General features: G+C 34.2%; 23 protein-coding genes. 18 read left to right on the forward strand and 5 right to left on the reverse strand.

The window, feature by feature from the left end:
• Positions 1–56: 56 nt before the first annotated feature.
• The 5 genes from JRC48_RS10450 (at position 57) to JRC48_RS10470 (ending at position 4559) form a co-directional block, all read left to right on the forward strand.
• Complete coding sequence (locus tag JRC48_RS10450; protein ID WP_235069465.1) at positions 57–1358, forward strand: alpha-amylase family glycosyl hydrolase; 1302 nt, start codon at positions 57–59, stop codon at positions 1356–1358.
• A gap of 129 nt (positions 1359–1487) precedes the next feature.
• On the forward strand, positions 1488–2024 hold the full coding sequence (gene thpR / locus JRC48_RS10455) for an RNA 2',3'-cyclic phosphodiesterase (protein WP_235069466.1): 537 nt from the start codon (positions 1488–1490) through the stop codon (positions 2022–2024).
• Positions 2025–2026: 2 nt separating this feature from the next.
• Positions 2027–2740 (forward strand): CBS domain-containing protein, encoded by a 714-nt coding sequence (locus JRC48_RS10460; protein WP_235069467.1) that lies wholly within the window; start codon positions 2027–2029, stop codon positions 2738–2740.
• A 592-nt stretch (positions 2741–3332) separates the two neighbouring features.
• On the forward strand, positions 3333–4016 hold the full coding sequence (locus JRC48_RS10465) for an IS110 family transposase (protein ID WP_235069189.1): 684 nt from the start codon (positions 3333–3335) through the stop codon (positions 4014–4016).
• Positions 4017–4034: 18 nt separating this feature from the next.
• Complete coding sequence (locus JRC48_RS10470; RefSeq protein WP_235069468.1) at positions 4035–4559, forward strand: transposase; 525 nt, start codon at positions 4035–4037, stop codon at positions 4557–4559.
• A 269-nt stretch (positions 4560–4828) separates the two neighbouring features.
• On the opposite strand, the gene JRC48_RS10475 is transcribed toward JRC48_RS10470, so the two are convergent.
• Positions 4829–5861 (reverse strand): IS630 family transposase gene (locus tag JRC48_RS10475; RefSeq protein ID WP_235069469.1). Its coding sequence is split into 2 segments (ribosomal slippage): positions 4829–5362 and positions 5364–5861, totalling 1032 coding nucleotides; the frame shifts between segments, so codons are not numbered across the junction.
• 432 nt (positions 5862–6293) lie between these two features.
• Between JRC48_RS10475 and JRC48_RS10480 the strand changes: the two genes are divergently transcribed.
• The 4 genes from JRC48_RS10480 (at position 6294) to JRC48_RS10495 (ending at position 10187) form a co-directional block, all read left to right on the forward strand.
• On the forward strand, positions 6294–8525 hold the full coding sequence (locus JRC48_RS10480) for an EAL domain-containing protein (RefSeq protein WP_235069470.1): 2232 nt from the start codon (positions 6294–6296) through the stop codon (positions 8523–8525).
• 95 nt (positions 8526–8620) lie between these two features.
• Complete coding sequence (locus JRC48_RS10485; protein ID WP_235069471.1) at positions 8621–8950, forward strand: hypothetical protein; 330 nt, start codon at positions 8621–8623, stop codon at positions 8948–8950.
• Between the two features lie 156 nt (positions 8951–9106).
• On the forward strand, positions 9107–9628 hold the full coding sequence (locus JRC48_RS10490) for an RNA polymerase sigma factor (RefSeq protein ID WP_235069472.1): 522 nt from the start codon (positions 9107–9109) through the stop codon (positions 9626–9628).
• 4 nt (positions 9629–9632) lie between these two features.
• Positions 9633–10187: a hypothetical protein gene (locus JRC48_RS10495; protein WP_235069473.1), complete on the forward strand. Its 555-nt coding sequence runs from the start codon at positions 9633–9635 to the stop codon at positions 10185–10187.
• Positions 10188–10220: 33 nt separating this feature from the next.
• Here the strand turns inward: JRC48_RS10495 and hflX are convergent, their stop codons facing one another.
• Positions 10221–11486 carry a GTPase HflX gene (gene hflX / locus JRC48_RS10500; RefSeq protein WP_235069474.1) on the reverse strand — a complete coding sequence of 422 codons (1266 nt, stop codon included), beginning with the start codon at positions 11484–11486 and terminating at the stop codon, positions 10221–10223.
• Between the two features lie 232 nt (positions 11487–11718).
• Here hflX and radA point away from each other — a divergent pair, with 232 nt between their 5' ends.
• The 4 genes from radA (at position 11719) to JRC48_RS10520 (ending at position 16723) form a co-directional block, all read left to right on the forward strand.
• Positions 11719–13107: a DNA repair protein RadA gene (radA, locus tag JRC48_RS10505; RefSeq protein ID WP_068759265.1), complete on the forward strand. Its 1389-nt coding sequence runs from the start codon at positions 11719–11721 to the stop codon at positions 13105–13107.
• A 32-nt stretch (positions 13108–13139) separates the two neighbouring features.
• Positions 13140–13973, forward strand: a complete 834-nt coding sequence (locus JRC48_RS10510) for a DUF4349 domain-containing protein (RefSeq protein ID WP_235069475.1) — start codon at positions 13140–13142, stop codon at positions 13971–13973.
• Positions 13974–13987: 14 nt separating this feature from the next.
• Entirely contained in the window at positions 13988–15007 is a 1020-nt protein-coding gene (locus JRC48_RS10515) for a YobA family protein (protein ID WP_235069476.1), read from the forward strand.
• A 135-nt stretch (positions 15008–15142) separates the two neighbouring features.
• Complete coding sequence (locus JRC48_RS10520; protein WP_235069477.1) at positions 15143–16723, forward strand: IS1182 family transposase; 1581 nt, start codon at positions 15143–15145, stop codon at positions 16721–16723.
• Between the two features lie 17 nt (positions 16724–16740).
• Here the strand turns inward: JRC48_RS10520 and JRC48_RS10525 are convergent, their stop codons facing one another.
• On the reverse strand, positions 16741–17961 hold the full coding sequence (locus JRC48_RS10525) for a cation:proton antiporter (RefSeq protein ID WP_055275513.1): 1221 nt from the start codon (positions 17959–17961) through the stop codon (positions 16741–16743).
• A 280-nt stretch (positions 17962–18241) separates the two neighbouring features.
• Between JRC48_RS10525 and JRC48_RS10530 the strand changes: the two genes are divergently transcribed.
• The 5 genes from JRC48_RS10530 to gltX all read left to right on the forward strand — a co-directional run bounded on the left by JRC48_RS10530 (position 18242) and on the right by gltX (position 24203).
• The gene (locus JRC48_RS10530; RefSeq protein WP_055275515.1) at positions 18242–19822 is read left to right on the forward strand and encodes an FUSC family protein; all 1581 of its coding nucleotides are present in this window, start codon (positions 18242–18244) and stop codon (positions 19820–19822) included.
• 470 nt (positions 19823–20292) lie between these two features.
• Entirely contained in the window at positions 20293–21303 is a 1011-nt protein-coding gene (gene glpX, locus JRC48_RS10535) for a class II fructose-bisphosphatase (RefSeq protein ID WP_055243076.1), read from the forward strand.
• Positions 21304–21363: 60 nt separating this feature from the next.
• A complete protein-coding gene (ispD, locus tag JRC48_RS10540; protein ID WP_235069478.1) occupies positions 21364–22044 on the forward strand; it encodes a 2-C-methyl-D-erythritol 4-phosphate cytidylyltransferase in 681 nt (226 codons plus the stop codon).
• 62 nt (positions 22045–22106) lie between these two features.
• On the forward strand, positions 22107–22589 hold the full coding sequence (gene ispF, locus JRC48_RS10545) for a 2-C-methyl-D-erythritol 2,4-cyclodiphosphate synthase (RefSeq protein WP_235069479.1): 483 nt from the start codon (positions 22107–22109) through the stop codon (positions 22587–22589).
• Positions 22590–22766: 177 nt separating this feature from the next.
• A complete protein-coding gene (gltX, locus tag JRC48_RS10550) occupies positions 22767–24203 on the forward strand; it encodes a glutamate--tRNA ligase (RefSeq protein ID WP_235069480.1) in 1437 nt (478 codons plus the stop codon).
• A 17-nt stretch (positions 24204–24220) separates the two neighbouring features.
• Here the strand turns inward: gltX and JRC48_RS10555 are convergent, their stop codons facing one another.
• Both JRC48_RS10555 and JRC48_RS10560 read right to left on the reverse strand, forming a co-directional pair.
• Positions 24221–25408 (reverse strand): MFS transporter, encoded by a 1188-nt coding sequence (locus JRC48_RS10555; RefSeq protein ID WP_235069481.1) that lies wholly within the window; start codon positions 25406–25408, stop codon positions 24221–24223.
• 344 nt (positions 25409–25752) lie between these two features.
• A complete protein-coding gene (locus tag JRC48_RS10560) occupies positions 25753–26130 on the reverse strand; it encodes a RidA family protein (RefSeq protein WP_235069482.1) in 378 nt (125 codons plus the stop codon).
• Positions 26131–26263 lie beyond the last annotated feature (133 nt).

Below are 26263 nucleotides of genomic sequence, written 5' to 3' on the forward strand. Positions count from 1 at the left end.
TATTTTAAAAGGACGAGAATATATTAGAAGTAGAGTTCATTAATGGGGGGATCAAGGTGGCGTTAGATACAAATTTATCATTACGGCAATCAGTGATTTATCAGGTTTATAACCGAAATCATAATCATACTGGAACGTTTAGAGAACTAATTTATGATTTAAAGCGAATTAAAGAGCTAGGGGTAGACATTGTTTATTTATTGCCGATTCATCCAATTGGAAAGAAAGATAAAAAAGGTAGCTTAGGGTGCCCTTATTCTATACAAGATTATCGTGAAGTAAATCCTGAGTATGGAACGCTTGAAGATTTTAAAGACTTAATTAAAGCGACCCATGAACATGGGATGAAATTAATGATTGATGTCGTTTATAACCATACTTCACGCGATTCCGTTTTATTAAAAACACATCCTGAGTGGTTTTATAAAAATGATGAAGGTGAGTTTGCGAATCGAATAGGTGATTGGTCTGATGTCACAGATTTAGACTATACGAAAGATGTTGCCTTATGGGATGAACTGATCGATATCTTAAAGTATTGGGCAGCGCTTGGAGTGGATGGTTACCGTTGTGATGTCGCTTCTTTTATTCCAATCAAGTTTTGGATAAAGGCTCGAAGTGAGGTTGCTAAGATTAATCCTGATTTTATTTGGTTAGCAGAGAGTGTCGATGGTGGATTTATTAAAGGCGTACGCTCATTAGGATATGAGGTTTGTAGCGACAGTGAGTTATATCAAGCATTTGATATTTGTTATGACTATGATGTTTATTGTTACTTTAAAGATTATCTATTAGGAAAATCATCTTTAGCTGAGTATGTGAAGCGAGTTCAACTACAAGAGTACATTTATCCAGGTAATTATGTAAAATTACGTTGTTTAGAAAATCATGATCAAGCACGTATTGCTTCGCTCGTTCAATCTAAAGAGCAATTAAACATGTGGACAGCCTTTAATTATTTACAAAAAGGTGCAACCATGATTTATGCAGGTCAAGAAGCGAGTTGTCAACATCAGCCAAGTCTATTTGATGTGGATAAAGTTGATTGGTCTCATTATAATGAAGCGGGAATGGCTGATTTAATGAAACAATTGGCTATCATCAAGAAAGATCCTGTCATGAGTGAGGGGTATTACGAAATTGAATTAGGTACGGTTGGTGATACTGTTTACTTAAGTTATGAAAGTTCTGTAAAACAACGACTTGCGATTTTTAATTTTAGTTTAAAAGCAGGAGATCTTTTCATGGACGTAGCTGATGGTACGTATAAAAATTTACTCACTCAACAAGATGTTATCGTTAAAAATAAAACAGTCACTCTATCAAACGAACCGATTATTTTTGATATTAATAAATAAAATCTACTCTAGGAGTAGATTTTTTATTTTTCTGTTAGATTTATAAAATTCGTTTGAATATTGTAAAACTGACAAATAGTTTTTATTAATTTAGAGTATCCTAATAGAAAAGATGAGTTAGGTGAAATGATGAAACGTTTATTTATTGGTATAGGTTTTACAGATGAACTTAAAGATTATTTTAAAGAACATCAACAAATCGTTGAAAAATATTGTGAAACTGCTAGATATACAGCATACGATAATTTTCATCTAACACTTAAATTTCTTGGGATGATGAATGATTCAGATATTGTAAAAGTAATTGATGTGATGAAATCGATTAAGTTTGAAAAAATTTATCTGGTGTTTGATCATCTTGGTTATTTCAAAAAGAAGAATCGATATATTGTGTATGTAGGTCCGGAGTCTAACGAAAAATTAACTCATTTAGCGAAAAATCTACAACTTGGCTTAGTTCAAGCCAATCTAGTGAAAGATGAGGATTTTGTTTATCGCCCTCATGTCACCTTATGTAGAAATGCAAAATTACTCGCTTCACCTGACGAGTTATCACAAAAATTGAAAATCAAAAAGGAAGAAACGATTAATCATATGATTTTATATGAAAGTTTGAGTATTAATGGAAAATTAACGTATCAGCCATTATATATTTTGGAGGTATAAAGATGACAGAACAAGCAGGTTATTTAGAATTCATTGAGTCATTTAATCATATACATAAATATCTAAAGAAATATACCAATTCAGATGATAATGTCTCATTTAGCGATTTGCTTTATAAAGCTAAGAAACATCCAATGATTCATCTTTATTTAGATGAGCTGCATTTATTCCGAAAATTACGTAATATTATTGTTCATCAAACGGATGATTTTGAACAATTGATTGCTTATCCAAGCGATGAAGTCGTTGAGCGAATGAAATTTATTGAACAACAGCTAGTGGATCCTTCAACAGTGATTGTTTTTAAAACGGAAGTGATTAAATTTAATGCTGCTGATGCGATTGCGGATGTTTTAAAAGTTTCAGGAGAAAAAGAAATATTAAAACTTCCGATTTATGAAAATGATAAATTTGTGGGACTCGTTACTTCAAGAGGAATCGCAAAATGGTTACAAAAACATATTGAAAACAACACCATCGAGCTTTCAGGAAGTGTGAAAGATCTATTAGAATATGAAAAAAAATCTCAGTATGAGTTTATCGCCCAATCTATGACTGTTTATGGAGCTTGGAATTTATTTCAATCCTCACCAAATAAATTAGATGCTTTATTATTAACAGAAAGCGGTCGTCCAGATGATCGGATTGAAGCAGTAATTACGTATGATGATGTTTTAAAATACATTTATACACATGATCAATATGTGTTTAATTAAAGATATATAAGTGGCGATAAATTTTTCATTATTGAAAAAATTTTAACGCCACTATAGTTAGTCTTTATACCAATCAAATTAATCAACTAGGCCTGTTTTATTGTATATGAAATCTTTTCCTCTTTATATATATATAAGTCCAGATAAGTTTTTCATATCGGAAAACTTTTATGCCCTACTAACGGTAGATACATTTTCCTAGAAAATGGTAGGTGGCCTGTACCCTACCAAAGGAGGAGACATGCTGCGCATGGTAGGTGACCCCTGGACGATAGTCTACCTCAGTATTAAAGTAATTGTTTAACTAAGACTGACATACAATGATGAAATACATTTCTGTTTTTATATAGACCATCACGCCTGGAGGGCACCACAATAAACGAAAATAAACGGTGCATTGAATGTTATTTTTAGAATCGTCCACAATACGTTGTACAATCAAGGACGATGTTTCTTGGATCGAATAGACCGATATATAGACTGTCCTGACAACTTCTCTTTGAACCACATTTTGTCCCTGAGGACGCATAGTAGAATAACAATCATGAAGTTGATATTGTACGTCAATTATATTCAAAGGAGAATTTAAACGATGGATGTTGTTTACCAAACGTGTTGTGGGATTGATGTGCACAAGATGAAATGGGTGGCTTGTTTGTGTAAAGGCCATAAGCAAGAAATCAAGGAGTTTAGTGCCAAAACAAAAGATATCAAAGCGATGGTTGATTGGCTTGAAGGAAACAAATGTGAAATGGTTGCGATGGAGTCGACTTCTGTTTATTGGAAACCTCTTGTCAATATTTTTGAAATGCGCGGATTAAAGTATATGGTTGTTAATGCCAAAGACTTTAAAGCTGTTCCTGGCCGAAAGACAGATGTATTGGATAGTGCTTGGTTAGCTGATTTACTCCGTCACGGTTTACTTAAATCAAGTTTTATCCCAAGTCGTGAACAACGCGAATTAAGAGAAGCGACACGTTATCGGAAGGCAATAACTGAAGAAAGAGCCCGCGCCCTTAACAGGCTTCAAAAAATGTTAGAAGGTGCCAATATTAAAATCAGTTCGATTCTTTCAACGATAACAGGTAAAACAACCATGAATCTATTAGATTATGTTTTAAACAATGATGAAATGATGGATGAAAAAACAGCTGAAACCTTAATAATCAGTCGGATATCAGCTTCTGTTAAAGAGGTGACAGAGGCGATGGAAGGAATAATAACCCCTTTTCAAAAAACGATGATGAAACAAGTTCTCACACATCTTCGCGAATGATCCGAAAGAATTGAAGAGATGGACATCATCATTGATACGTATATGGCAGAGTATTGGGAAGCCATTAAGAAACTTGAACAAATTCCTGGCATCGGAAAGAAGAGTGCAGAAATTATTTTAGCTGAAATTGGATTGGATATGAATCAGTTTCCCAGTGCAGGACATCTCGCTTCATGGGCAGGTGTAGCTCCTGGAAATAATGAAAGTGCGGGCAAAAGAAAAAGCGGGAAAACCCGCAAAGGAAACAAGATACTGACATCGACACTCGCTCAAGTTGCGAAATCAGCCTCTAAAAATAAAAATAGCTTTTTTCATGCCCAATATCAACGAATCGCTGTCAAAAGAGGAAAAAATAGAGCCACCTTAGCGGTCGCTCATTCTATTTTAATAGCCATCTATCATATGTTGAAAGATGGCCAGGAATTTATTGATTTAGGATCCGACTACTACCATCAATTTAATACCGAGAAAAAAATTAACTCATACCTGAAAAAGTTAGCTGCTTTAGGATATAGAGTTGATGAACATTCAACGGTAAAGTGAGTCGGATAATTTATTATCGTAAAAAATAAGGAATTTAAAACAGCTAAAGACAAACAAATATTGTCGAAGGTCGCCTTTCTTTTGACGGTATTTTATGATAAGATTCGAGGCCTACAAGGGAGGTCTTTTCAAAGCTGCCTTCGTGGAGGGAGTTTGTATTTATTTTCATAGTAGAAGATAAAATTTTAATTTGGAGATTATTTTTTTATTATGCATTTTTTTGAAGGATGATAAATATTATGACTTATATATAGAAACAGATAAGTTTTTCACATTTTTTCGCAGAGTCTTTGGATCACTTCCGAAGGTCTTTCATTGATATGTTGAATAAATCCTTGAACAGCGTTTCTAATCTCATTTATATTTTTATAAAAGACGTTATGAATCACAGATTGTTTTAACCATTTCCATAATCCTTCAATTAAGTTTAATTCTGGACTATATGGTGGTAAAAAGATTAACCTTAATCTATTTTTGTGTTCGTTTAAAAAAGGTTGGATGAGTTTAGCGTGATGAATTCTTGCGTTATCTAAAATCATGACAATCTTTCCCGTTGGATATTGTTTCAGTACTTTTTTGAGGAATTCTAAAAAGATATCTGCTGTATAACGTTCTTCCTCCTGGACATAAACATGACCTGTCTCATAGTTAAGGATTCCTATTAATTTGACACTTTTATTATTTCCGTAAGTAGGAATAATCCGTTGTTTTCCTTTAGGAAACCAATTGTTGACTAATGATTGATAATCTCTGATAGAACTTTCATCTTGAAACAATAAATGATCAATCTCTCCACGAATCAAAATTTTTTAATTGTTCAAATTCCTGTTTAAATCCCTCTTGTTTTTCTTGACTAGCTCTCGCTAATGAGTAAGTCGGGCGTGTGTAGCTAAAACCTAAGCGTAACAACATGTCACGCATTCCCCCTTTAGAGAATGAAATTCCAAAGGTTTGCTTCACCCAGATGCATAATAGCTTACAATCCCAAGTCATGTACGGTTCAATCCCAACATCAGCGGGCGTTTTATGGATGAGAGTATGGATTAACTCAGCTTCTTGCTCAGGTGAAAGTTTCTTCGGGCAGCCTGATTTTGGGCGTGGGTTTAATCCCTCAAGTCCATATTTTTTATAATTTCTAACATGTGTTCCGATGGTCTGAGCAGTAAAGGGAACTATCCTAGCGATTTCTACATTTTTATATCCTTGTAAGTGTAAATAGATGACTTGATAACGAGTATAAAGTTGTTTCGATGATGTTTCACGCATCGCTGTTTCAATTAATTTTAATTCTGTCTGATTCATAGTTGCCCCAATTTCTATCCTAAAATGTATGTTTAATATCTACTATTTTAACATACATTTTAACGAATTTTGACCACAAGTATTTGAATTAAAAAACTATGAAATACATTTCTGTTTCTATATAATGATAATTTTTAAGAAATCATCGGAAGATATAAGTTTGAGAGGAATGAGTCTAGAAAAAATGACGATGACTTAATAATTAAAAAGATTAGTCTGTTTAAACAGCCTCAAAGAAACAATCCTATTTGCTTATCAAAAAGAGGAGATTGATGAGATATTTTATCGGCTTAAGTAGAAGAACTCGGTAAAAACACTTTATAGGAAATTAATTCGTGGTAATCTCACAATATATCCTATGTATTTTTAAAGGGCTAATTAGTATAATTAGCTTTATGTGAAAGCGTTTAACTGAGGTAGGGGGAAATCTAAGTGGAGGAAATTGTATCAAGAGAACAATTAATTGATTACTTCATAGAATCATGTGATCTTTTACAAAATTATAAAAGCATTAAACAAGTATTATATGAGGAGCTTGAAAAAGAAGAATCAAATGTTGAAGAACTTTTAACGGATTATCGTGAAAATCAGAAGTTTGACTATTTAGTACCTGTATTAATTTTAACGGCTCGCTATTATTTCGAACATGAATTTTATAGTTTAGCTGCGATTTATTTAGTGGAATGTCATTGTGCCTTAGAGTACTTAGATGAGAATCATTTATTAAAAGGCTATGTTTTAGGGGAATTAGGTTATGTTTATGAATGCATGGGAGAGTTGCAACAAGCCAATCATTACTATACAACAGCACTTTCTTTTAGTCGAGAGAAGCAAATTCCTTTACTGGCCATCTATAGCTTAGATCATTTAGTTCATATGATGTTAATTTTATGTCAGCGAAAAGGTTTTAAGAAAATTAAACAATTTGTTATGGACTATCGGTATGAATCAACCTTTAATCAGTGTAAAGGTAAAATTGATTTATTGAATGCTTATATTATAGGAGACTATAAATCTGTCATTAAGTTATGCGAAGAATCTGTTGATTTTAAAAATAAAGAAGATAAACTAGCCATGTATAATCACTCAATGTATCAATTAGGGAAAGCTAAAGAAATTAAATGGAATTTGAATTTAGACGAGTCGAATTTACACGATCAAACCGGCATCTATTCGTTAATTAATCTTTTAACCTACCACTTAATTGAAGATAATGACGAGCAATTATCTAGCTATCTTAAGGAACTCTTTCAGTCGTTAGCTGAGAAAAATCTTCATCATTTGATGAGATTTGGTTATCATTTTTTATGTCAGGACATACGAATTCGTTCAAGTTTAGAATGGGCGAGTGATTTTGAAGAATTATTAAGTCAAACCTATGATTTAATACACTCTCAAGAACAACATTTAAAGCAACGAACTGAAAGTATTTATCACAGTTACCGAGAGTATTATCAACGTTTAAATAAACTAAAAGCTCAACAAAAATATAAATTAGTTCACTTTAATCAATTGTCGGATTATTACCAACAGGAGTATACTCCAAAAACAGTGTTAAGCTACTTAAAGTTAGATCACTGTTTCTATGGTGAGTTTAATAATCAGATTTTAAATCAGGTCATTGAAACTATTAATGAATGGATGGGAGAAAGCATTACTTTCTCAGTTGAAAACGAAGGAATTTGGTTTTACTTTAATGCTTGTCACAAAGAAGTAAAACTGAAACAAAAATTAAATCACTTAGTTGAACTATGGTATGAAAAGATTAAACAAACATATTATGTTTCTTTTTTATTGCCACGATATACGACTACTTCATTTGAAGAAACAGCGATGCGCGTTAAAAGTGATTTTTGCAGTCTAATCTTAAAGTCTAATGTTCGTTTACCTTATGACGTGAGTTTTTGTCAGGAACTTTCTTGGAGCCATAATATTTCATTGAAAATTCGTCAATTACTAGATGCTACTTATCAAACTGGAGAGTTTAACTTGGCTTATACTCCTCTTTATTATCGAGAAGGAACACAGTTATTTGGCGTGGAGTGTCATCATCAACTAGATGACCATGTCATTTTGAATCGTTTATCTTCAGAAGAACGAGCAGAAGCATCACATATTTTGACAATGGAAAAAGAGTTTTATCAATTTGAAGCTGGATGTCGATATGTTCATGAAAAAAATCAAAGCACCGATGAGCCTTTATCATTATTTATTAAACTGTCTCGAGAAACCGTGTTGAATAAGCTCTTACCTTCAAGAATTTTAAATTGTTTACAAAAGTATGAAATTCAACCGAATCAATTGATTATTAGTATAAATGAAGATGTTTTATTTGAACAAAATACACTCATTCAAAAGGGAATTAAACGATTGCGAGAATTAGAAATTAATATTGCCTTAGATGAGTATGGAGCAGGTGCTTTAACGGGATCTATTCGTAATTTAAATATTGATTATTTACGAATTAGCTCTTGTCTCATTCAATACTTAAAAAATTCAAATAATTGCCTTCATATGATGAAGTCTTTATTAAGTGTTTGCTCAAGTAAGGACGTAAAGATTTGTTGCTCAGAAATTGAAAATGAATCAAGTCTACATTTAATTAGTGATTTTGGAATTGATGTCGTAAGTGGCAGCTATTATCAAAGAAATTTAGTTGTTTAATTAGATGAAATAGGTCATAATAGAGATTATAAGCAACTAGGCAGTTAGTTCATGCGTATACAATGATAATCTTTAGTTTGAAGAGGAGACATAAGATGAAGCAAGATATGAATATGGATTTGGGGCTTGAGTCATTTTTAGAGCCTGACTCTGATTTTATAGAAGAACTATGTGATCACTTAGAAGCAGAAGGGATTCACTTAACGAATGAGTTATTAGTTCAGATTCTTTCAAAATATGAAGATCATAAATTTAATTTCTTTAAAGAGTTAATTGAGCAATTAGTCGGCCCAGATCAAATGGGCTTATCAACTGACGGTAATCCAGCAGTGATTCAAGTGGTGATGGATGGAAAACGTCATAAAAAACAAAAAAATAAAGAGGAAGATCCATTAATTGATATGGATTCAACTCTGTTATCGTAAGTTTAAATAGTAAAAGCGACTCATTAAAGAGTCGCTTTTTTGAATAAAAAGATTAAAAATTGATTTTATCTGTCTATTTTTTAGTTATAATTTAGTCAGTAATATGGGAGTGAAATAACAAGACGAAACGTCTAATGTATGAAAGAGGTGAAATGAGTGAATTCAAACACCCATGAACCAATTGAGCAGGTAGTGGAAAGACTTATTGAAGACTACGGACAAGAAGTATATAGAATTGCTTATTTTTATATTAAAGACCGACAATTGGCTGAAGATGTATTTCAAGAAGTTTTTTATAAGGTGATGAAAAACTATCATAAATTTCAACATCAAAGTAGTGAAAAAACGTGGTTAACTCGAATTACGATTAATACGTGTAAAGATTTATTAAGAACAAATTGGATAAAACGTGTCACGACATTTAGCACTTGGCAAGAGCCACAATCAGATTATGAAGCTCCTTTTGATATTGAAAAACAGGAAGAATATCAAGAGTTGTATCAGATGATTCAGAAACTTCCAACGAAATATAAGGATGTCATCTTATTATTTTATTATAAAGAGCTATCCTATGAAGAAATCTCTCAAATACTCGGCATTCCTGAAGGAACCGTTCGAAGCCGTTTAGCACGTGCGCGCACAAAATTAAAGAAAATGATAAGTGAAAGAGAGGTGTGATACGATGGATGATGGGCGTATTAAATCAGCAATAAAGTCACAACTCGATTCGATTGAACTCAATCAACAGTTGAAAGAAAAGACGATTCAATCAATCAAACAGCAGTCAAATCAATCCCGCTTTCGAACAAACTATTTATTAGGTGGTGGTATCGGTTTAGTGATGACGTGTCTAGTTGCTATTGTTTTAATTAATCCATTCAAACCATTAGAGCAATCACCAAACCCGATTGCTATGCTAGAAGAAGAGTCTGCTGTACAACTTCGTGGTATCAAGACGCCTTTTGAGCAATTAAAGCAACTATTTAATCAACTAAATCTAACTTATGAAATACAATCCATCCAAATAGAGTCAGATTATCAAGTGACTCCAATTGAAATGGAACAAGACAAAAGCTATTATGTTGAGTTATCCACAATGATGAATCCTGATGATTTTTGTGTCGATTCTTCTTACTTAGTGATTCAATTAGATGAAAAAAATTTCTTCTTTTATAAGGGATCAAATGAAGACGTCATAAAAACATTAACCCATACAGGCAAAATAATTTGTAAATAAAGTATCCACGAGTTTAGCAAAAAACCACTCAAGTTAGTTGAGTGGTTTTTCCTTATACTGATTAAATCGTTCAATATCGTGTTCTGAACACTCTGCCGTAATAAGTGTTCCGTTATCTAAATACTGAGTTTCTAAAATATTAGCATGTTCATTTAAATAAGAAACAATATTTCCACGATCGTATGGAATTAAGAAAGTTACTTTTTGATAATTTTTGAAAAGATGTGATTTGATACAATCAATTAGTGTCTCAATATTCGTTAAGTTTTTCGCTGAAATACGAACAGCTTCTTTTGTACTCGGTGTGAACTCGTCATCTATTAAATCAGCTTTGTTGTAAACATAAACCATTGACGTTTCTTTTACCCCTAGTTCCTCAAGAACTTTATTGGTAATCTCGATTTGAGTTTGAAACTCTGGATGGGATAAATCAACGACGTGAAGTAAAAGATCAGCTTCTGTTACCTCTTCTAGTGTTGAACGGAATGCTTTGACTAACTGGTGAGGCAGTTTACTAACGAATCCAACCGTATCTGTTAATAAAAATTGTTTATTATCTGGTAGTTGAATGTGTCGAGTTGATGTTTCAAGTGTCGCGAACAGCATGTTTTTCTCGAAAACAGATTTTTCTGATTGAGCATTTGAAACAGTCAGTAAAGCATTCATTGTTGTTGACTTACCGGCATTCGTATAACCAACTAAAGCAACGACTGGCGTTGAGTTGCGTTTACGAAGTTTACGTTGATTTTGACGGGCAAGAACGAGAGAGTCTAATTCTTTGTTTAGTTTATGAACTTGTTCTTCAATACGACGACGATCAAGTTCTAATTTCTTTTCCCCTGGCCCTTTCGATCCGATTCCACCGGCTTGTCGCGATAAGGAAGCATTAAGTCCAATTAAACGAGGCATCATATATTTAAGTTGGGCCACTTCAACTTGAAGTTGTGCTTCACGCGTTTTAGCACGGCTTGCGAAGATATCTAAAATTAAAATCGTACGATCGATGACTTTACATTGTAGTCCATGCTCAAGGTTACGAATTTGCGATGGGGATAATTCATCATTAAAGATGACAAGATTAGCATCATTTTGTTCAACAAGTAAAGCAACCTCGTCAACTTTTCCTGTTCCAATATAGCAAGCTGGGTTCACACGTTCAAGTTTTTGCGTTAGAACGCCAACGACTTGAACGGAGCATGCTTCAGCTAGATTTTTTAATTCTTCCACGCTATAGTCGAAATTTTTATCATTATTTAAATCGACTCCAACTAAGATGGCGCGTTGAATGATTTCTTCCATTTCATCACCTCAGGTCATATTTTCAAAAACTACTATAAGTTTACTAGAAAAAAGGTAAAATAGAAATATTATCGTAAATTTAAGTGAGTTTACTAGTCCTCATATAGTTTGATATCGCTCTATTATATTGTATGCGTCTGGATGAAAAAGATTTATCTCTTGCTAGGATATCTGATTGAGTTATGTGATAATTAAAGATAGAAATTAATATAGTTTATAAGGAGGGCATTTTATGGCGAAAGCAAGAACAAAAACATCATTTTTCTGTCAGCAATGTGGGACAGAAAGTTTAAAATGGGTCGGAAGATGTCCAGGTTGTGGCGAATGGAATACGATGGTGGAGGAATTAAAGCCCACAAAGGCAGAACAGCGCCGTGGCTTTGTAGCAAGTGAAAGTATGGCAAAACCTCAACGTCTACAAGAGATAGAAACAAAAGAGGAAGCACGTATTCAGACATCAATGAGTGAGCTTAACCGTGTTCTTGGTGGTGGAATTGTTCGTGGATCACTTGTTCTGTGTGGGGGTGAGCCTGGGATTGGGAAATCAACACTACTTTTACAAACGGCACAAGATTTAGCGCATAAAAATGTTCAAGTATTATATGTTTCAGGAGAAGAATCTGCTCGTCAAATTAAACTTCGTGCTGAGCGTTTAGGAGTAAGTAGTGAGCACTTATATATTTACGCAGAAACAGATTTAACTTTAATTGAACGTCAAATTCAACAGTTAAAACCAGAGTTTGTCATTATCGACTCGATTCAGACGATTCATATGCCAGAGGTAACATCGGCACCTGGGAGTGTCTCGCAAGTTCGTGAATGTACGGCCCAATTGATGAAAATTGCTAAAATTGGTGGAATTTCAGTCTTTATTGTCGGACATGTGACGAAAGATGGAAATATCGCTGGGCCACGTTTACTCGAGCATATGGTGGATACTGTCTTATATTTTGAAGGAGATCGTCATCATACGTATCGTATTTTACGAGCAGTTAAAAACCGATTTGGGTCAACGAATGAGATTGGAATCTTTGATATGAAAGAAGAGGGGCTTGATGAAGTGACGAATGCTTCAGAGGTCTTCTTAGAAGATCGCACGAAAGGATTACCAGGAACGGCGATTATGGCCTCAATTGAAGGAACACGTCCAATCTTAGTTGAGATTCAATCATTATTAACGCCGACTTCATTTGGAAATCCAAAACGAATGGCATCTGGAGTGGATCATAATCGTGTGTCTTTAATTTTAGCCGTGCTTGAAAAACGTATGGGATTCTTCTTACAAAATCAAGATACATATGTGAAAGTAACTGGTGGTGTAAAGTTAGATGAACCGGCTGTCGATTTAGCAATTGTGGCAAGTATTGTTTCAAGTTATAAAGATAAAATGACGCCAAGTGGCGATGTATATATGGGAGAGGTTGGATTAACCGGTGAAATTCGACGTGTCTCTCGTATCGAAGAGCGTGTCAAAGAAGCGAAAAAACTTGGGTTTACGCGCGCAATTATTCCAAAGAAAAATATAGGTGGATGGACAGCTCCAAAAGGAATGGAGATTGTTGGGGTTGATACCATTTCGGATGCACTTAAAGCAATGTTTAAAGATGATTTGAAGTTCTAGTCGTAGCCAGCTTATTGAAGGGGGCGACGGATTTGGGAGTATGGAATTTTTTAAAGCGTGTCTTTTGGTTGATGATAACAGCAATTATGGTACTTATTCTTGTTAGTTTAATTCCATTATCATTTAAGGAAAGAATAGAAAGTGACGAAAGCGATGAGGTAATCCCATCGCTTTCGTCGTCATTAATCAATGATGAGTCATCTCAGACGTATTTTAATATTTCAATTAAAATGAATGTTTCACAAATTAGTGAGAGTTTATCACAATTAAATGTATTAGTTCAACAGGGATCGGGGACGGTGATGTCATCTAGTTTAGTAGCAATAGATCAAATGTTGGAAAGCTACATGGGTTCATGTATCTTAGAAATTGAGTCAACAGAGGTGGAAGAATTTTTACAGCAGGTTGAGCTCATAGGGCAAATTACTCAGATGGAGACATATACTAATAGTGAAGTCTTAGTAACGGAAGATATAGATAGTTGGTTATCGAATTTAAGTATGCAACAATCGAAATATCAGACACTGCTTTCAGAGGCAGAGACCGTTAGCGAAATTATCAAAATCGAAGAAGAATTAGCACGAGTTCAAGTAGAGATGGATAAATGGTCTGCCTTGAAAGCTCAAGATGATGTTGCGAGAAATAAAGTGACAATCATTTTTGAACTGAAAGAGCAAGAAATCCAAGATGATTCAAGATGGGGAGTAATGATTCAAAATGAGCTGTCCGTTCAACTGAATCGAATTAGCCAAGTGACACGTTGGTTATTAGTTAAATTGATCGGGCTAGTTCCATATGTCGTCATTTTATTCGTGGTCATACTCATTATGCGATGTTTATTTAGGGGACGTAAACGGAAACGATGAAAGGATGGTAGAAGATGAAGAAATGGTTGATTAGTGGGGGAATCCTCATTCTCATCTTATTGGGGTGTTCGCAAATCTGGCAAGTTGACAATGCTATGACGATAGAGGGGACGGTTCTTCAAATTAGTGAGGCTTCGGTGTTATTATCTCAAAAAAAGGAAATCAGCATGGATGACTTAGTGAAGACTTATGAAGAATGGATGGAGGGGGATTATGATTTAATTTCTGTTTCAAATGTCGAAGGTGTTGAAGTGGGGATGAAATTACGTGTAATCATTTCAGGCACGATTGCAGAAAGTTATCCATCCCAGACCCAAGCTAAATCATATGAGATTTTAAATCAACTTCAAATTCCGAAAGAAGAATCGGATGAGATGACTATGGCTCCAGAAAATCCGTATAATCAAGAGTTACTTGATATTTTTCCTAAAACCGTCGGTCTGAATCAATTATTTAATGGGTATGCTGAATATGGCCACTTTCAAACGTTAAAAAAAGCTCAAGAATTTGGATCTGTCTTTCAGATTATATTTGATGGGATGATGACGGATGGGTATGGAGAAAGCGTGGATCGGTTATTCCAATTAACCTATGAAATTACCGATGAAATGGTTATTGAACAGATTTATAATGAAGATCCTTATAATCAATTAAAAGACTCCAGATTATTAAATTCGATTATACCTAATAAAGTTTTATTAAAATTGCCGCTTGAAGTCGGAAATAGTTGGACACAAACATTTAGTTATCAAGAAAAAGAATATACAGCAATGACAGAGATTGTTCGGATTGAAACGAATAAAGATGGAAGGGGAACATATGAAACATTTACAACTGTGGCAGATATAGAAGGAGATTATAATGGATGTTATAAAGAAACTCGAGTATTTACTACGGGTAGCGGTATGACCTCGTTTAGCAGTCTCTTTTCATTTGAATCAATAGGCACGGATGATGAAGATTTTGAACAGTCAGATGATTTATATCTTTTTGGTTACTCTTTATCAGCTGAAAATATTATTATTAGAGAATAAAAAAAGACCAAATAAGTTGAGGGCACTGAAAAACAACTCACAAAAAAAGGAAAACACTGAAGCTTGAAGGGTTTCAGTGTTTTTTTATCATTTGTGATATAATGACTTGACTAATGACATTTTTGGAGGCTCATCATGATTAAAGACTTTGAACAATTATCCTTAAATCTTTCTCAAGGACATCCCTTATACGATAAAATCGTTCCCAAAAATCATCCCTTACGTTTAATCGAGGAACAGATTGATTTTTCATTTGTCACACCGTTACTAAGTGATCGTTATTCCATTGATTATGGACGTCCTGCCTATTCTCCTGAAGTCATGTTTAAGTTATTATTCCTTAAAATGCTTTACAATCTGTCGGATGAGCGTGTCATTCAAGAGGCTCAAGTCAATATGGCTTATAAATACTTTTTGAATTTAGACCCCGAGGATCCACTCATGCATCCGTCTTCCTTAACTAAGTTCAGAAAACTGAGATTAAATCAGGAGGACATCTTAGAGGATTTATTAGGTGAAGTGATTAACCAAGCGATTCAAAAGAACTTAATTCCATCAAAGACACTGATCATGGATGCCACACATACACGAAGTCAGTATAAAGTTAAAACTCCCATTGAGAATTTAAGAGAGGTTTCTAAAAATATCCGAAAACAACTTTATCGTTACGTTCCTGAGGTGAAGGATCATGTTCCTCCAAAGCTTCATTCCACTGCTTCACTTGAAGAAGAGGTCATTTATACTCAAGAATTAATAGAGTTTTCTCATCGCTATCAAGATAAAAATAGACAGATTCAAGAAGCGAGAGAAAAAGCGTTAGATATCCTAAAAAATGGAACCTACCAAGCCATTCTTTCTGTCTCAGATCCAGAAGCTAAAATGGGTTATAAATCTAAAACTGAGGCGTTTGCCGGATATAAGACACATCTAGCCATCACGGAGGAGCGTCTCATGACAGCGATTGAAGTGACCACGGGTGAAGTCAGTGATGGAAAGTATTTGAAAACATTGGTTGAAAAATCAAAAAAGAACGGGATAGAAGTGAAAGAAGTCTTAGCGGATGCCGCCTATTCAAGTAAAGAGAACTTAGGGTACATGGAGCAAGAAAATATAACGGCTGTAACGCCGTTAAATCCAATTGTCTTAAATGGTGGAAAACGAGAAGTTGAAGGATTTGAATATAATAAAGATGCGGGACAAATGAGATGTCCAGCTGGACATTTAAGTGTCAGAAAAGCCCGTACGGGAAAGAAAAATCAAAAAACAAATCAGAGTTTAACCTATTACTTTGAAATAGAAAAATGTAAGCATTGTCCTTTAAGAGATGGGTGCTATAAACCTGGGGCAAAATCTAAAACTTATTCCATGACCCTTAAATCGGACATTCATCAAAAAGCCATCGACTATCAGAAGACAAATGAATTTAAGGATAGGAAAAAACAACGTTATAAAATTGAGGCGAAAAATGCCGAGTTAAAACAGTCTCACGGATTTCAAACATGTAAATTCGCGGGACTTTTCGGCATGAAAATCCAGGCCTATTTAACAGCTTTTGTCGTTAATACGAAGAGAATAGTGAAGTTAGTGACAGAAAAACAAGCTATCTTTCAGATAAGTTTATTGGATCTCATACAAAAAATGGATATGATAGAGAATAAGGAAAAAGGAGCCTATTATTTTATAAATAATAAGCTCCTTTTTCAGTGGCCTCAATAAGTTTGGTCTTTTTTTGATTAAGCGATTTTTTGCTCAAAAGCGGGTTCGTTGTTAACAACACTAGATTTTTTAGAAAAGACTATTTTAAGTAGGACAGGAGTAATAACTGTTGTCACAACAACCATAATTACGATTGGTCCAAAGAAGACAGTTCCCATTAATCCAAAGGCTGAACCTTTACTAGCCACGATGAGGGCAACTTCTCCCCTTGAAACCATTCCTGTTCCAATTTGAATGGCTTCTTTAGTAGTATAGCGACATAGCTTAGCCCCAAGTCCGCAACCTAATATTTTTGTTAAGATAGCCATGATAACTAAAGCAACTGAGAAGGCGACTAAAGCCGGCGTCATTTCTGGAATAACAACTTTAATTCCGATACTTGCGAAGAAGATAGGTGATAATAACATATAAGCCGTTGTTTCAAAACGATTCATGATGTAATGTTTACGAGGTGTGTTTGATAAAACTAACCCTGCCATGAATGCTCCAGTAATATCAGCTACTCCGAAGAAGTGTTCAGCACAGAATGATAATAATAAACAGAAGACGAATGATAAAACAACGAATCGTCTGAGATCCATATTATATCGGTTCATGCTGTGTTCCATTGCTCTAGAGAATAAGAATCCGGCAACCCCACCAACAATAAAGAATAATACGATTTTAATCAATACAAGTCCGATACTCACATCTGTACTTGTTGCACTTGTTACGACCGTTAAGGCGATGACTCCTAAAATATCATCGATGATGGCGGCACCTAAAATTGCATTACCAGCACGAGTATTTAGTTTTCCGAGTTCTTTTAATGTTTCAACCGTAATACTCACCGATGTCGCAGTAAGAATAATTCCGATAAAGATATTTTGTAATAGCGGTGCAGCAGCTGCATCTGAGATTCCGCCTTTATTAAACATTGAAGCAAGAGCGAATCCACCAGCTAGGGGAATAATCATCCCTAGGATAGCAATCACAATCGAAGCTTTTCCTGTCTTTTTCAATTCTTTAATATCTGTTTCGAGCCCTGCCGTAAACATTAAAACAATCACGCCTAGTTCAGCGACTTGGAGAATAAAATCTGTTTCATGTAAAATGTTTAAACAAGCCGGGCCGAGTAATAATCCTGCCAACAAGGCACCTACAACTTGTGGTAATTGAATTTTTTTAGTTAGTAATCCGAGTAGCTTTGTACTCATTAAAATTAAAGCAATGTCAAATAGAAATTCGTAAGACAACATCGTTTCTACTCCCTCCTAATTTTTTCACATTGAGAAATTATACCCCCATATTCCAGTATTTACAATTGAAAAAGTTATGAAAAACGATTTCATTTTTGTAAAATTTTACAATTATTCAATATAATTTATTTTTTCATTTAATGGTTATAAGATTTATAAAATAATAAAAAATAGACCAAACATTAACTTTCAAAAGATAATTTAACAAATAATGATTTGACTTTCTAATCCTTATTTGTTAAATTATTCAATATTAAATTTTTGGGGGGAAGGTGGTCTAGTGAAACAAAAATTTATTTCAAAGACAATTATGTTTATTTTAAATTTGGTCTTTGTCATGTTTTTTCAAAATATTTTTGGAGTGACTAACAAGATGGTTGGAATTGTTGTTTTAATCATTGGATTAGCTATTACTGAAAAAGACTTAACACAAAACTTAGGCGTGTTAACTATTGAATTATTGATCATTAATTTATTGATGGGAATTTTAAGTTATTTAACCTTATTAAATCCTATTCTAGGATTAGTAATTAATTTCTTCTTTATTTTTTATGTGACTTACGGTACCGTAGCAGGAAATAAAAAGCCGTATCATTTTTCTTTTATTTTAGGTTATTTATTTTTAACCCTGAATTCTCCTCCAACATTAAGTGAATTACCTGGACGTCTAGTTGCATTAACTGGCGGGACGTTTATGATTGTTGGATTACAATGGGTATTTAATCGAAATACTTACACTAACATTTTAAATACACAATTAGATAGGGTACTAACCTGTTTGCATCAGCGAATGGAACGAATCATTGCAGGAGATAATCGTAGCTATCCAGAAGAGGCGATGTCGCTTCAAGATGGAGTCAGTCAATTTATGAAAGTAACATACGATAGACGAAGTTTTAAAGGGCCGTTAACGCCAGAAAGTATGTATCGCATAACTGAAATAATTGCATTTGAAAAAATGTATTATTTATTAGACGATGTAGCCCAAGATTATAAAGCAGGGCATATTGATAAAACAGTACTTAATGAACTTTATACCTTTATTAAAGACCTACAAGAAGGAGATTTATCAGATGCCAACAAATTAATTAGTAAGTGGGAAAAGGACGCAATGCCCGTTTCAATCATTAATTTTAAAAAAGCAGTTCAAGTGTTACAGGGTGCCAAAAAGCAAGAATATCCTCTTTATAAGCAGGGATTATTAAAACAATTTGTAAAGGGAATTGATAAAGAGTCATATGCTTATAAATTTTCACTTCGATTAGCTATTTTAGTTGGACTTTCGTTATTTATTGTTCAATTATTTAATCTGACTTATGGACGTTGGTTTTGTTTTACTATTCTTGCCCTTGTTCAGCCAGGATTCGAGGAGAGTCGTCAGAAAACAATTTATCGATTCCTTGGGACCTTTGTTGGTGTTATTTTATTTATTATTTTAATTAGCGTATTTAAAAATGATTCCCAGCTAGCAATGATTGTTTTGGTTGCTTCTTATATTGGGACGTATATGAATCGTTATGATTTGAAGATGATTTTTATAACCGTTCAAGCTTTAGGGGCTGCTATTATTGGAACAACAGGATCTATTGTGATTGGAAATCGTGTTTTTTATCTTATCATTGGGGCTTTTGTGGCATATATCGGAAATAAATTCTTGTTTACTATTCGTGAACAGGAAGTTAGTCAACATTATTTGGACTTATATGAAAAAGATAAAAAGCATTTATTACTTGATCCAAAAGATTATCCTCATTCAATGATTGTTGAAGCTTATCATTTTCTACAAGTGGGACAAATAGAAAAAGAAAAATACCAAGAATGGTTAACGATTAGTTTTGATGCATTAGCTAAAGCTATTTAAAAAAAATCACCTCTTAATTTATTAGAGGTGATTTTTTTGTATGAAAGATAGGGAAGAAGTAAAAGTTATATAGAAACTGATCATTTTTTCACCTTTTTAGCATAAATTTTAATTGTCTGAATTTTTTAAAAGAGGTTCTATATGCCGTAACAGATATCTTTGATTCGTTAAAAACTAGATAAATAGTGTTCTACTAGTTTGTTAAAAAGATATTCTCTATGGCTACATCTGATAGATTAAAGTTTTGCTAAATGTTTTAGGAAGCGAAAATTAATTAGGCTTCTATAAAATGAGGAAATTTTAAGTAGTTGCGAAGGTCAGCCATTTGTAAGACAGTTTAGTGTTTTTGATGGATAAGATGACTGCGGTAAGATAGTGAAAATTGTTTCAGAAATCATCGAAAGTTCAGCAATAATTAACATTTTTTGATATAATGAGAGAGGAAATTTATCATTTAGGAGGGTTTCAACATGAGACGTGAATTAGCAATTGAGTTTTCTCGTGCCACTGAGGCAGCTGCTTTAGCAGGGTATAAATGGTTAGGACGCGGAGATAAGAACGCAGCAGATGGAGCTGCCGTACTTGCGATGCGTCACGTATTAAATGAGATTAATATTCGCGGTGAGATTGTCATTGGTGAAGGTGAAATCGATGAAGCGCCAATGTTATATATCGGAGAGCGTGTTGGAACTGGATTTGGTGATGATGTCGATATCGCAGTAGACCCAATTGAAGGAACACGTATGACAGCAATGGGACAAGCAAATGCGATGACAACGTTAGCCGTTGGAGAGAAAGGGTCATTCTTAAAAGCACCAGATATGTACATGGAAAAACTCATTGTTGGTCCAAAAGCAAAAGGTGTTATTGATTTAAATTTATCATTAGAAGAAAATATTCGTCGTGTAGCAGAGGCAGTAAACAAGCCATTATCAGCTTTGACAGTGATGACACTTGCTAAACCACGTCATGATGAGCAAATTAAACAAATGCAAGCTTTAGGTGTACGTGTGTTTGCGATTCCAGATGGAGATGTTGCTGCTTCAATCTTAACTTGTATGCCATTTAGTGAAGTTGATATGGTTTATGGAATTGGTGGAGCACCAGAAGGTGTTGTTTCAGCTGCTGTTATTCGTGCTTTAGATGGAGATATGCAAGGACGTTTAGTTTTACGTAAAGATGTTAAAGGTGAAACAGAAGAAAATATTCGTATGAGTAAAGATGAAGCACGTCGTTGCGATGAAATGGGTGTTAAACCAGGTCAAATTTTAAAATTAGAAGATATGGCAAAGAGCGATAACGTGATGTTCTCAGCAACAGGAATCACAAAAGGTGATTTATTAGAAGGAATTATTTGTGAAGATGGAATGGCAACAACAGAAACATTATTAATTCGTGGGAAATCTCGTACTGTTCGTCGTATTCAATCAGTTCACTATTTAGATCGTAAAGATGATCAAATTAAAGAGATTATTTTATAATTTTTAAAATGAAAGAGCCCCCACTGAAATGGGGGCTTATTTATTATCAGAGGTGTAAAGATGTATAGTGCAATAGTCTTAGCAGCGGGAATTGGAAGTCGTATGGGACTTGGATATAATAAAATGTTACATCAAATCAAAGGACAACCAGTTGTTGTTCATACGATAAAAAAGTTTTTAAATGATGTAACATGTGGACAAGTTGTTTTAGTTGTCAATGAATTAGAAATTGAAACGATGCAACAACTTTTAAGTGATGCCGGGGTAAAGAACCCTCGTATTGAAATCGTATCAGGTGGGTCAGAACGACAATATAGTGTCTATCATGGATTACAGGTTGTTCGTGAAGAAGTGGTGTTAGTTCATGATGGAGCACGTCCATTTGTGACACAACAAATGATTTCAGAATGCTTTGAATTAGCGAAAAAGGGTCATCCTTCAATTGTTGCTGTTCCAGTAAAAGATACGATGAAGCGTGTCGTAAATGGAGTAGTTGTTGAAACGCCAAATCGTGATGAGATGTACAGTGTTCAAACGCCTCAAGCCGCACCGACTGAGTTACTAAAAAAGGCTCATGAAGCTGCAAAAAAAACACATTTCTTAGGAACAGATGAAGCGAGTTTAATCGAAAAGTATACGGATATACCAGTTTGTGTCGTTAAAGGTGCTTATACAAATATTAAGTTAACGACACCAGAAGATTTAATACTCGCGAATCAGTTACTAGCATCTCGCTCATAAGCGTAAGTTTTTAAACAAATATGACGATATAAGTGATTAATCACTAGGAAGGAGAACAAACCATGATTCGAATTGGACATTCAACAGACATTCACCAATTAGTTGAAGGACGAAAATTAATTTTAGGTGGCGTAGAAATCGAGCATACGAAAGGACTTTTAGGACATAGTGATGCAGATGCCCTTTGCCATGCTGTAACAGAAGCCATCATCGGGGCTTTAGCTAAAGGAGATATTGGCACTCATTTTCCCGATACTGATCCAAAATATAAAGGTGCTGATTCGCGTGTTTTATTACGTGGAGCTAAAGCCATGATGGATGAAGCGGGATACACGTTAGGAAACTTAGATGCTACCGTTTACGCAGAGCGTCCTAAAATGCGTCCGCATATTGATGCGATGCGTGCAAATTTAGCACAAGACTTAAATGCCAATTTAGATCAGGTGAATATTAAAGCCACTCGTGGTGAAAAATTAGGATTCATTGGACGCGAAGAAGGAATTGCCGCAGAATGTGTCGTTTTATTAGTGAAAAAGCCTTGTTAAGGTACATTACTGATTAAGCTTATTGCGTTTTTTACGTAAGAGTCATCTTTTAACTGATAGATCAAAAGCTAAGGCATGCTCTTTAGCTTTTTTTCTTTGAAAATATTTAATATTTTGTTTCAATCGTATATAATATGAAAAGAATAAAAGTAGTATTTTTAATTAGGAGGCAAAATTATGACAGTTCGTGTTCGTTATGCACCAAGTCCAACAGGATTTTTACATATCGGAAATGCTAGAACAGCATTATACAATTATTTATTTGCTAAGCACCACGGTGGAGATTTTATTTTACGTATTGAGGATACTGACATTGAACGTAATGTAGAAGGTGGAGAAGAATCTCAGATGAACTACTTACGTTGGTTAGGAATTGAATGGGATGAATCATTCGATGTTGGTGGAGAGTATGGACCATATCGTCAATTAGAACGTTTAGAGATCTATCGTAAATATGTAGATGAATTAATTGAAAAGGGATTAGCTTATAAATGTTATTGTACAAGTGAGGAGCTTGAAGCAGAACGCGAAGCGATGTCAACTCATGGCCATGATAATATTCATTATTCTCGTCGTTGCTTAAATGCATCAAAAGAAGAGTTAGCAAAATTAGAAGAACGCGGAGAGTATGTGGTTCGTATTAAAGTTCCTGCTAATGAAGTTTATACATTCAACGATATTGTGCGTGGGGAAATTTCATTTAACTCTGAAGACTTTGGTGATTGGGTCATCATGAAAAGTAACGGAATTCCAACGTACAACTTTGCGGTTGTTATCGACGATTATTTAATGAAAATTACTCACGTTTTCCGTGGAGAAGAGCACATCACAAATACACCAAAACAAATGATGGTTTATCGTGCGTTTGGATGGGATGTTCCAACGTTTGCTCATATGACATTAATCGTTAACGAAAATGGTAAAAAATTATCAAAACGTGATAAAGATACGGTTCAATTCATTGAACAATATGCAAATATGGGATACTTACCTGAAGCGTTATTTAACTTCATTGCGTTACTTGGATGGTCTCCAGGAATCGAAGAAGAAATTTTATCTCATGAACAATTAATCGAATTATTTGACGAAAAACGTTTATCTAAATCACCTTCAACGTTTGATAAAGCTAAATTAGCTTACATCAATAACCGTTACATCAAAGCTTTAGAAGCAGAAGAATTATTAGAATTATGTATGCCTCACTTAGTTGAAGCGGGAATTTTAGAAGGGCGCACACATCAATGGGCAGTTGAATTAGTCTCATTATTCCATGATCGTTTATCATATGGTGCTGAAATCGTTGATTTATACGATGAGTTCTTCTCAGAAGAATTAACATTAGATGAAGAAGCACAAGCATTCATCGCTCAAGAAGGTGTTACTGAAACGTTAAAAGCATTTAAAGATCAATTAGAAGCATTAGAAGAGTTTAGTGCAGAAGGAATTCAAGCAGCAGTTAAAGCGGCAGGGAAAGCAAGTGGAGCTAAAGGGAAAATGTTATTCATGCCTTGTCGTATTGCAACAACAGGACAAATGCATGGTCCAGATTTACCAAAGGCCTTATCTTTATTAGGAAAAGAGACAGTTGTTTCTCGTATTGAAAAATTCATTTAATAATAAAAACCTCAGAGTTAATTCTGAGGTTTTTTTGATTTTAAGGAAATAAGTAAACAGGTGAAATAAATAACCGTGAGGATGAAGTAAATAATCCAAACGAGTGTATAAGATAAATAATCAGCAATAAATCCTGAAATAACTGGACCTAAAGCACTGCCCAACGTAAAAATCATACTAATGAATCCTAAATGCATCGCATAATGTTCTTTTCCGAATAAAGCACTTGTTCCATATGCCGGAAGCAGTGAAGGTAAGCAAAGACACAAACCAAATAAGGTGGCAAATATAAATAATAAAGGTGGGTAAGCGCCATAGATTAAACAAATATAACTAATTAAAGCCATCAAAATAAAAATGCTAATCGAAGTTTTTAAGCTTAATTTATCAAAAATATAACCACCAACTAAACTTCCTAACAAAGCAAAGATCGCTTGGGTTGAACCGACGTTAGCATTAAATGTTAAAGAATGACCGAGAGTCGTTAAGTAAGGTTGAATGTGCATTTTTGTTCCTGAAATACTCATTCCAAGTAAAAATAAACCTGCTGCAAATAAAATTAATTGCAAGCTCCAATGAATATCGTGATATGAAATTTTATCTTTCTTTTGAGTTTTAATGGTTGCATCCGGTGGCATTCTCATAATGAACATAGTAAGTGGAAGACAGACAACTAAGATGATGATTCCTAATATCGCATAGGTCGTTTGATAACTAAATTTAACTAACATTCTAGAAACGACTTGCATCCAAATAAATGATCCTGTTCCAGACCCAGCCATCGCTATTCCTAATGCTGTTCCCTTTTTATCTTCAAACCAATGTGTCAGTGCGGTTGAGATTGGAATCGTTGTTAGACATGTCATTCCAATCCCGACAATAGCAGCAATTAAATAAAACATCCAAATTTTTGTTGCTAATGCGTAACAAAAAAATCCACCTCCAGCTAAAATGGCACCTAAAGACATGATGAGCCCTAAAGGAAACTTGGCGATTAATTGACCGATAATTGGAGACATAAGAGCGGTCGTAATGGCTCCGATGGTGAAAATAAGAGAGAACGATGAAATGGATACACCTAATTTTTGAGTAACAGGATTCAAAAATAAAGAGGTGATGTTATTTACAATACTAAATGACACTGACATAATAATAAAACTTGCCGCTAAAACAAGCCACTTACGGAGTTTGAAATTCTTTAACATAGATGAACCTCCCAATTCAGTTTCCTGATTAGGATTAGGTTATTGACATCAGATTATGTAAGCTAATCGTTAAGATGAATAGACATAAATCGTCATTTATTTTTTAAAATTGAGTTGTTAGGTATAAAAGATTAGAACAATAAGTTTTAAGAACCCTATATCTATGTTTGATGAGCATGTATCCTATTTAAACACTAATAAGTAAATAAAATAATAGACTAAAAAAGTTATCCACAAAAACAAAAAAGGAATCCTTTAAAGAATTCCTTTTTTGTTAAATCACTCGCTTTGAGTTGATATCTGTAATTTTAAACTTTAAAGACTATTCATTTCATTGATAAAGTTTATGCTTTAACGGCAATTGCTTCAATTTCAACTTTAGCATCACGTGGTAATCGTACAACTTGAACACAGGCACGAGCTGGCTTATGTTCATTGAAGTATTGTCCATAAACTTCATTAACTTTAGCGAAATCGTTCATATCAGCTAAGAAAATACCGCATTTCACGACATGATTTAAAGAATATCCCGCTTCTGTTAAGATCGCTTGAATATTTTTTAAACATTGATGCGTTTGAGCCTCAATCTCATCTGATACAAATTCCATTGTGACCGGATCTAGTGGGATTTGCCCTGAGATATATAAAGTATTGTTGGCTTCAATGGCTTGTGAATAAGGCCCAATCGCTTGTGGAGCATCTTTTGTTGAAATAATGTTCATTTAAATTCCTCCTCAGACATAAGTTTTTATATTGTAGTTCTAAAAAAGTTAAGCGTGACTTTAACGATTCTTTCTTTTTAAGACAGAAGTCATGAGATCATCAGACTAATGAATAATGATAAGAAAGATGTTG

It is taken from the genome of Turicibacter sp. TJ11, from assembly GCF_021497505.1.
Taxonomy (GTDB): domain Bacteria; phylum Bacillota_I; class Bacilli_A; order MOL361; family Turicibacteraceae; genus Turicibacter.

Coding starts and splice junctions, on each gene's coding strand:
- thpR (WP_235069466.1), top strand. CDS start 1,488: ATGAAACGTTTATTTATTGGTATAGGTTTTACAGATGAACTTAAAGAT.
- JRC48_RS10460 (WP_235069467.1), top strand. CDS start 2,027: ATGACAGAACAAGCAGGTTATTTAGAATTCATTGAGTCATTTAATCAT.
- JRC48_RS10465 (WP_235069189.1), top strand. CDS start 3,333: ATGGATGTTGTTTACCAAACGTGTTGTGGGATTGATGTGCACAAGATG.
- JRC48_RS10470 (WP_235069468.1), top strand. CDS start 4,035: ATGGACATCATCATTGATACGTATATGGCAGAGTATTGGGAAGCCATT.
- JRC48_RS10485 (WP_235069471.1), top strand. CDS start 8,621: ATGAAGCAAGATATGAATATGGATTTGGGGCTTGAGTCATTTTTAGAG.
- JRC48_RS10495 (WP_235069473.1), top strand. CDS start 9,633: ATGGATGATGGGCGTATTAAATCAGCAATAAAGTCACAACTCGATTCG.
- hflX (WP_235069474.1), bottom strand. CDS start 11,486: ATGGAAGAAATCATTCAACGCGCCATCTTAGTTGGAGTCGATTTAAAT.
- radA (WP_068759265.1), top strand. CDS start 11,719: ATGGCGAAAGCAAGAACAAAAACATCATTTTTCTGTCAGCAATGTGGG.
- JRC48_RS10515 (WP_235069476.1), top strand. CDS start 13,988: ATGAAGAAATGGTTGATTAGTGGGGGAATCCTCATTCTCATCTTATTG.
- JRC48_RS10520 (WP_235069477.1), top strand. CDS start 15,143: ATGATTAAAGACTTTGAACAATTATCCTTAAATCTTTCTCAAGGACAT.
- JRC48_RS10525 (WP_055275513.1), bottom strand. CDS start 17,961: ATGTTGTCTTACGAATTTCTATTTGACATTGCTTTAATTTTAATGAGT.
- glpX (WP_055243076.1), top strand. CDS start 20,293: ATGAGACGTGAATTAGCAATTGAGTTTTCTCGTGCCACTGAGGCAGCT.
- ispD (WP_235069478.1), top strand. CDS start 21,364: ATGTATAGTGCAATAGTCTTAGCAGCGGGAATTGGAAGTCGTATGGGA.
- ispF (WP_235069479.1), top strand. CDS start 22,107: ATGATTCGAATTGGACATTCAACAGACATTCACCAATTAGTTGAAGGA.
- gltX (WP_235069480.1), top strand. CDS start 22,767: ATGACAGTTCGTGTTCGTTATGCACCAAGTCCAACAGGATTTTTACAT.
- JRC48_RS10555 (WP_235069481.1), bottom strand. CDS start 25,408: ATGTTAAAGAATTTCAAACTCCGTAAGTGGCTTGTTTTAGCGGCAAGT.
- JRC48_RS10560 (WP_235069482.1), bottom strand. CDS start 26,130: ATGAACATTATTTCAACAAAAGATGCTCCACAAGCGATTGGGCCTTAT.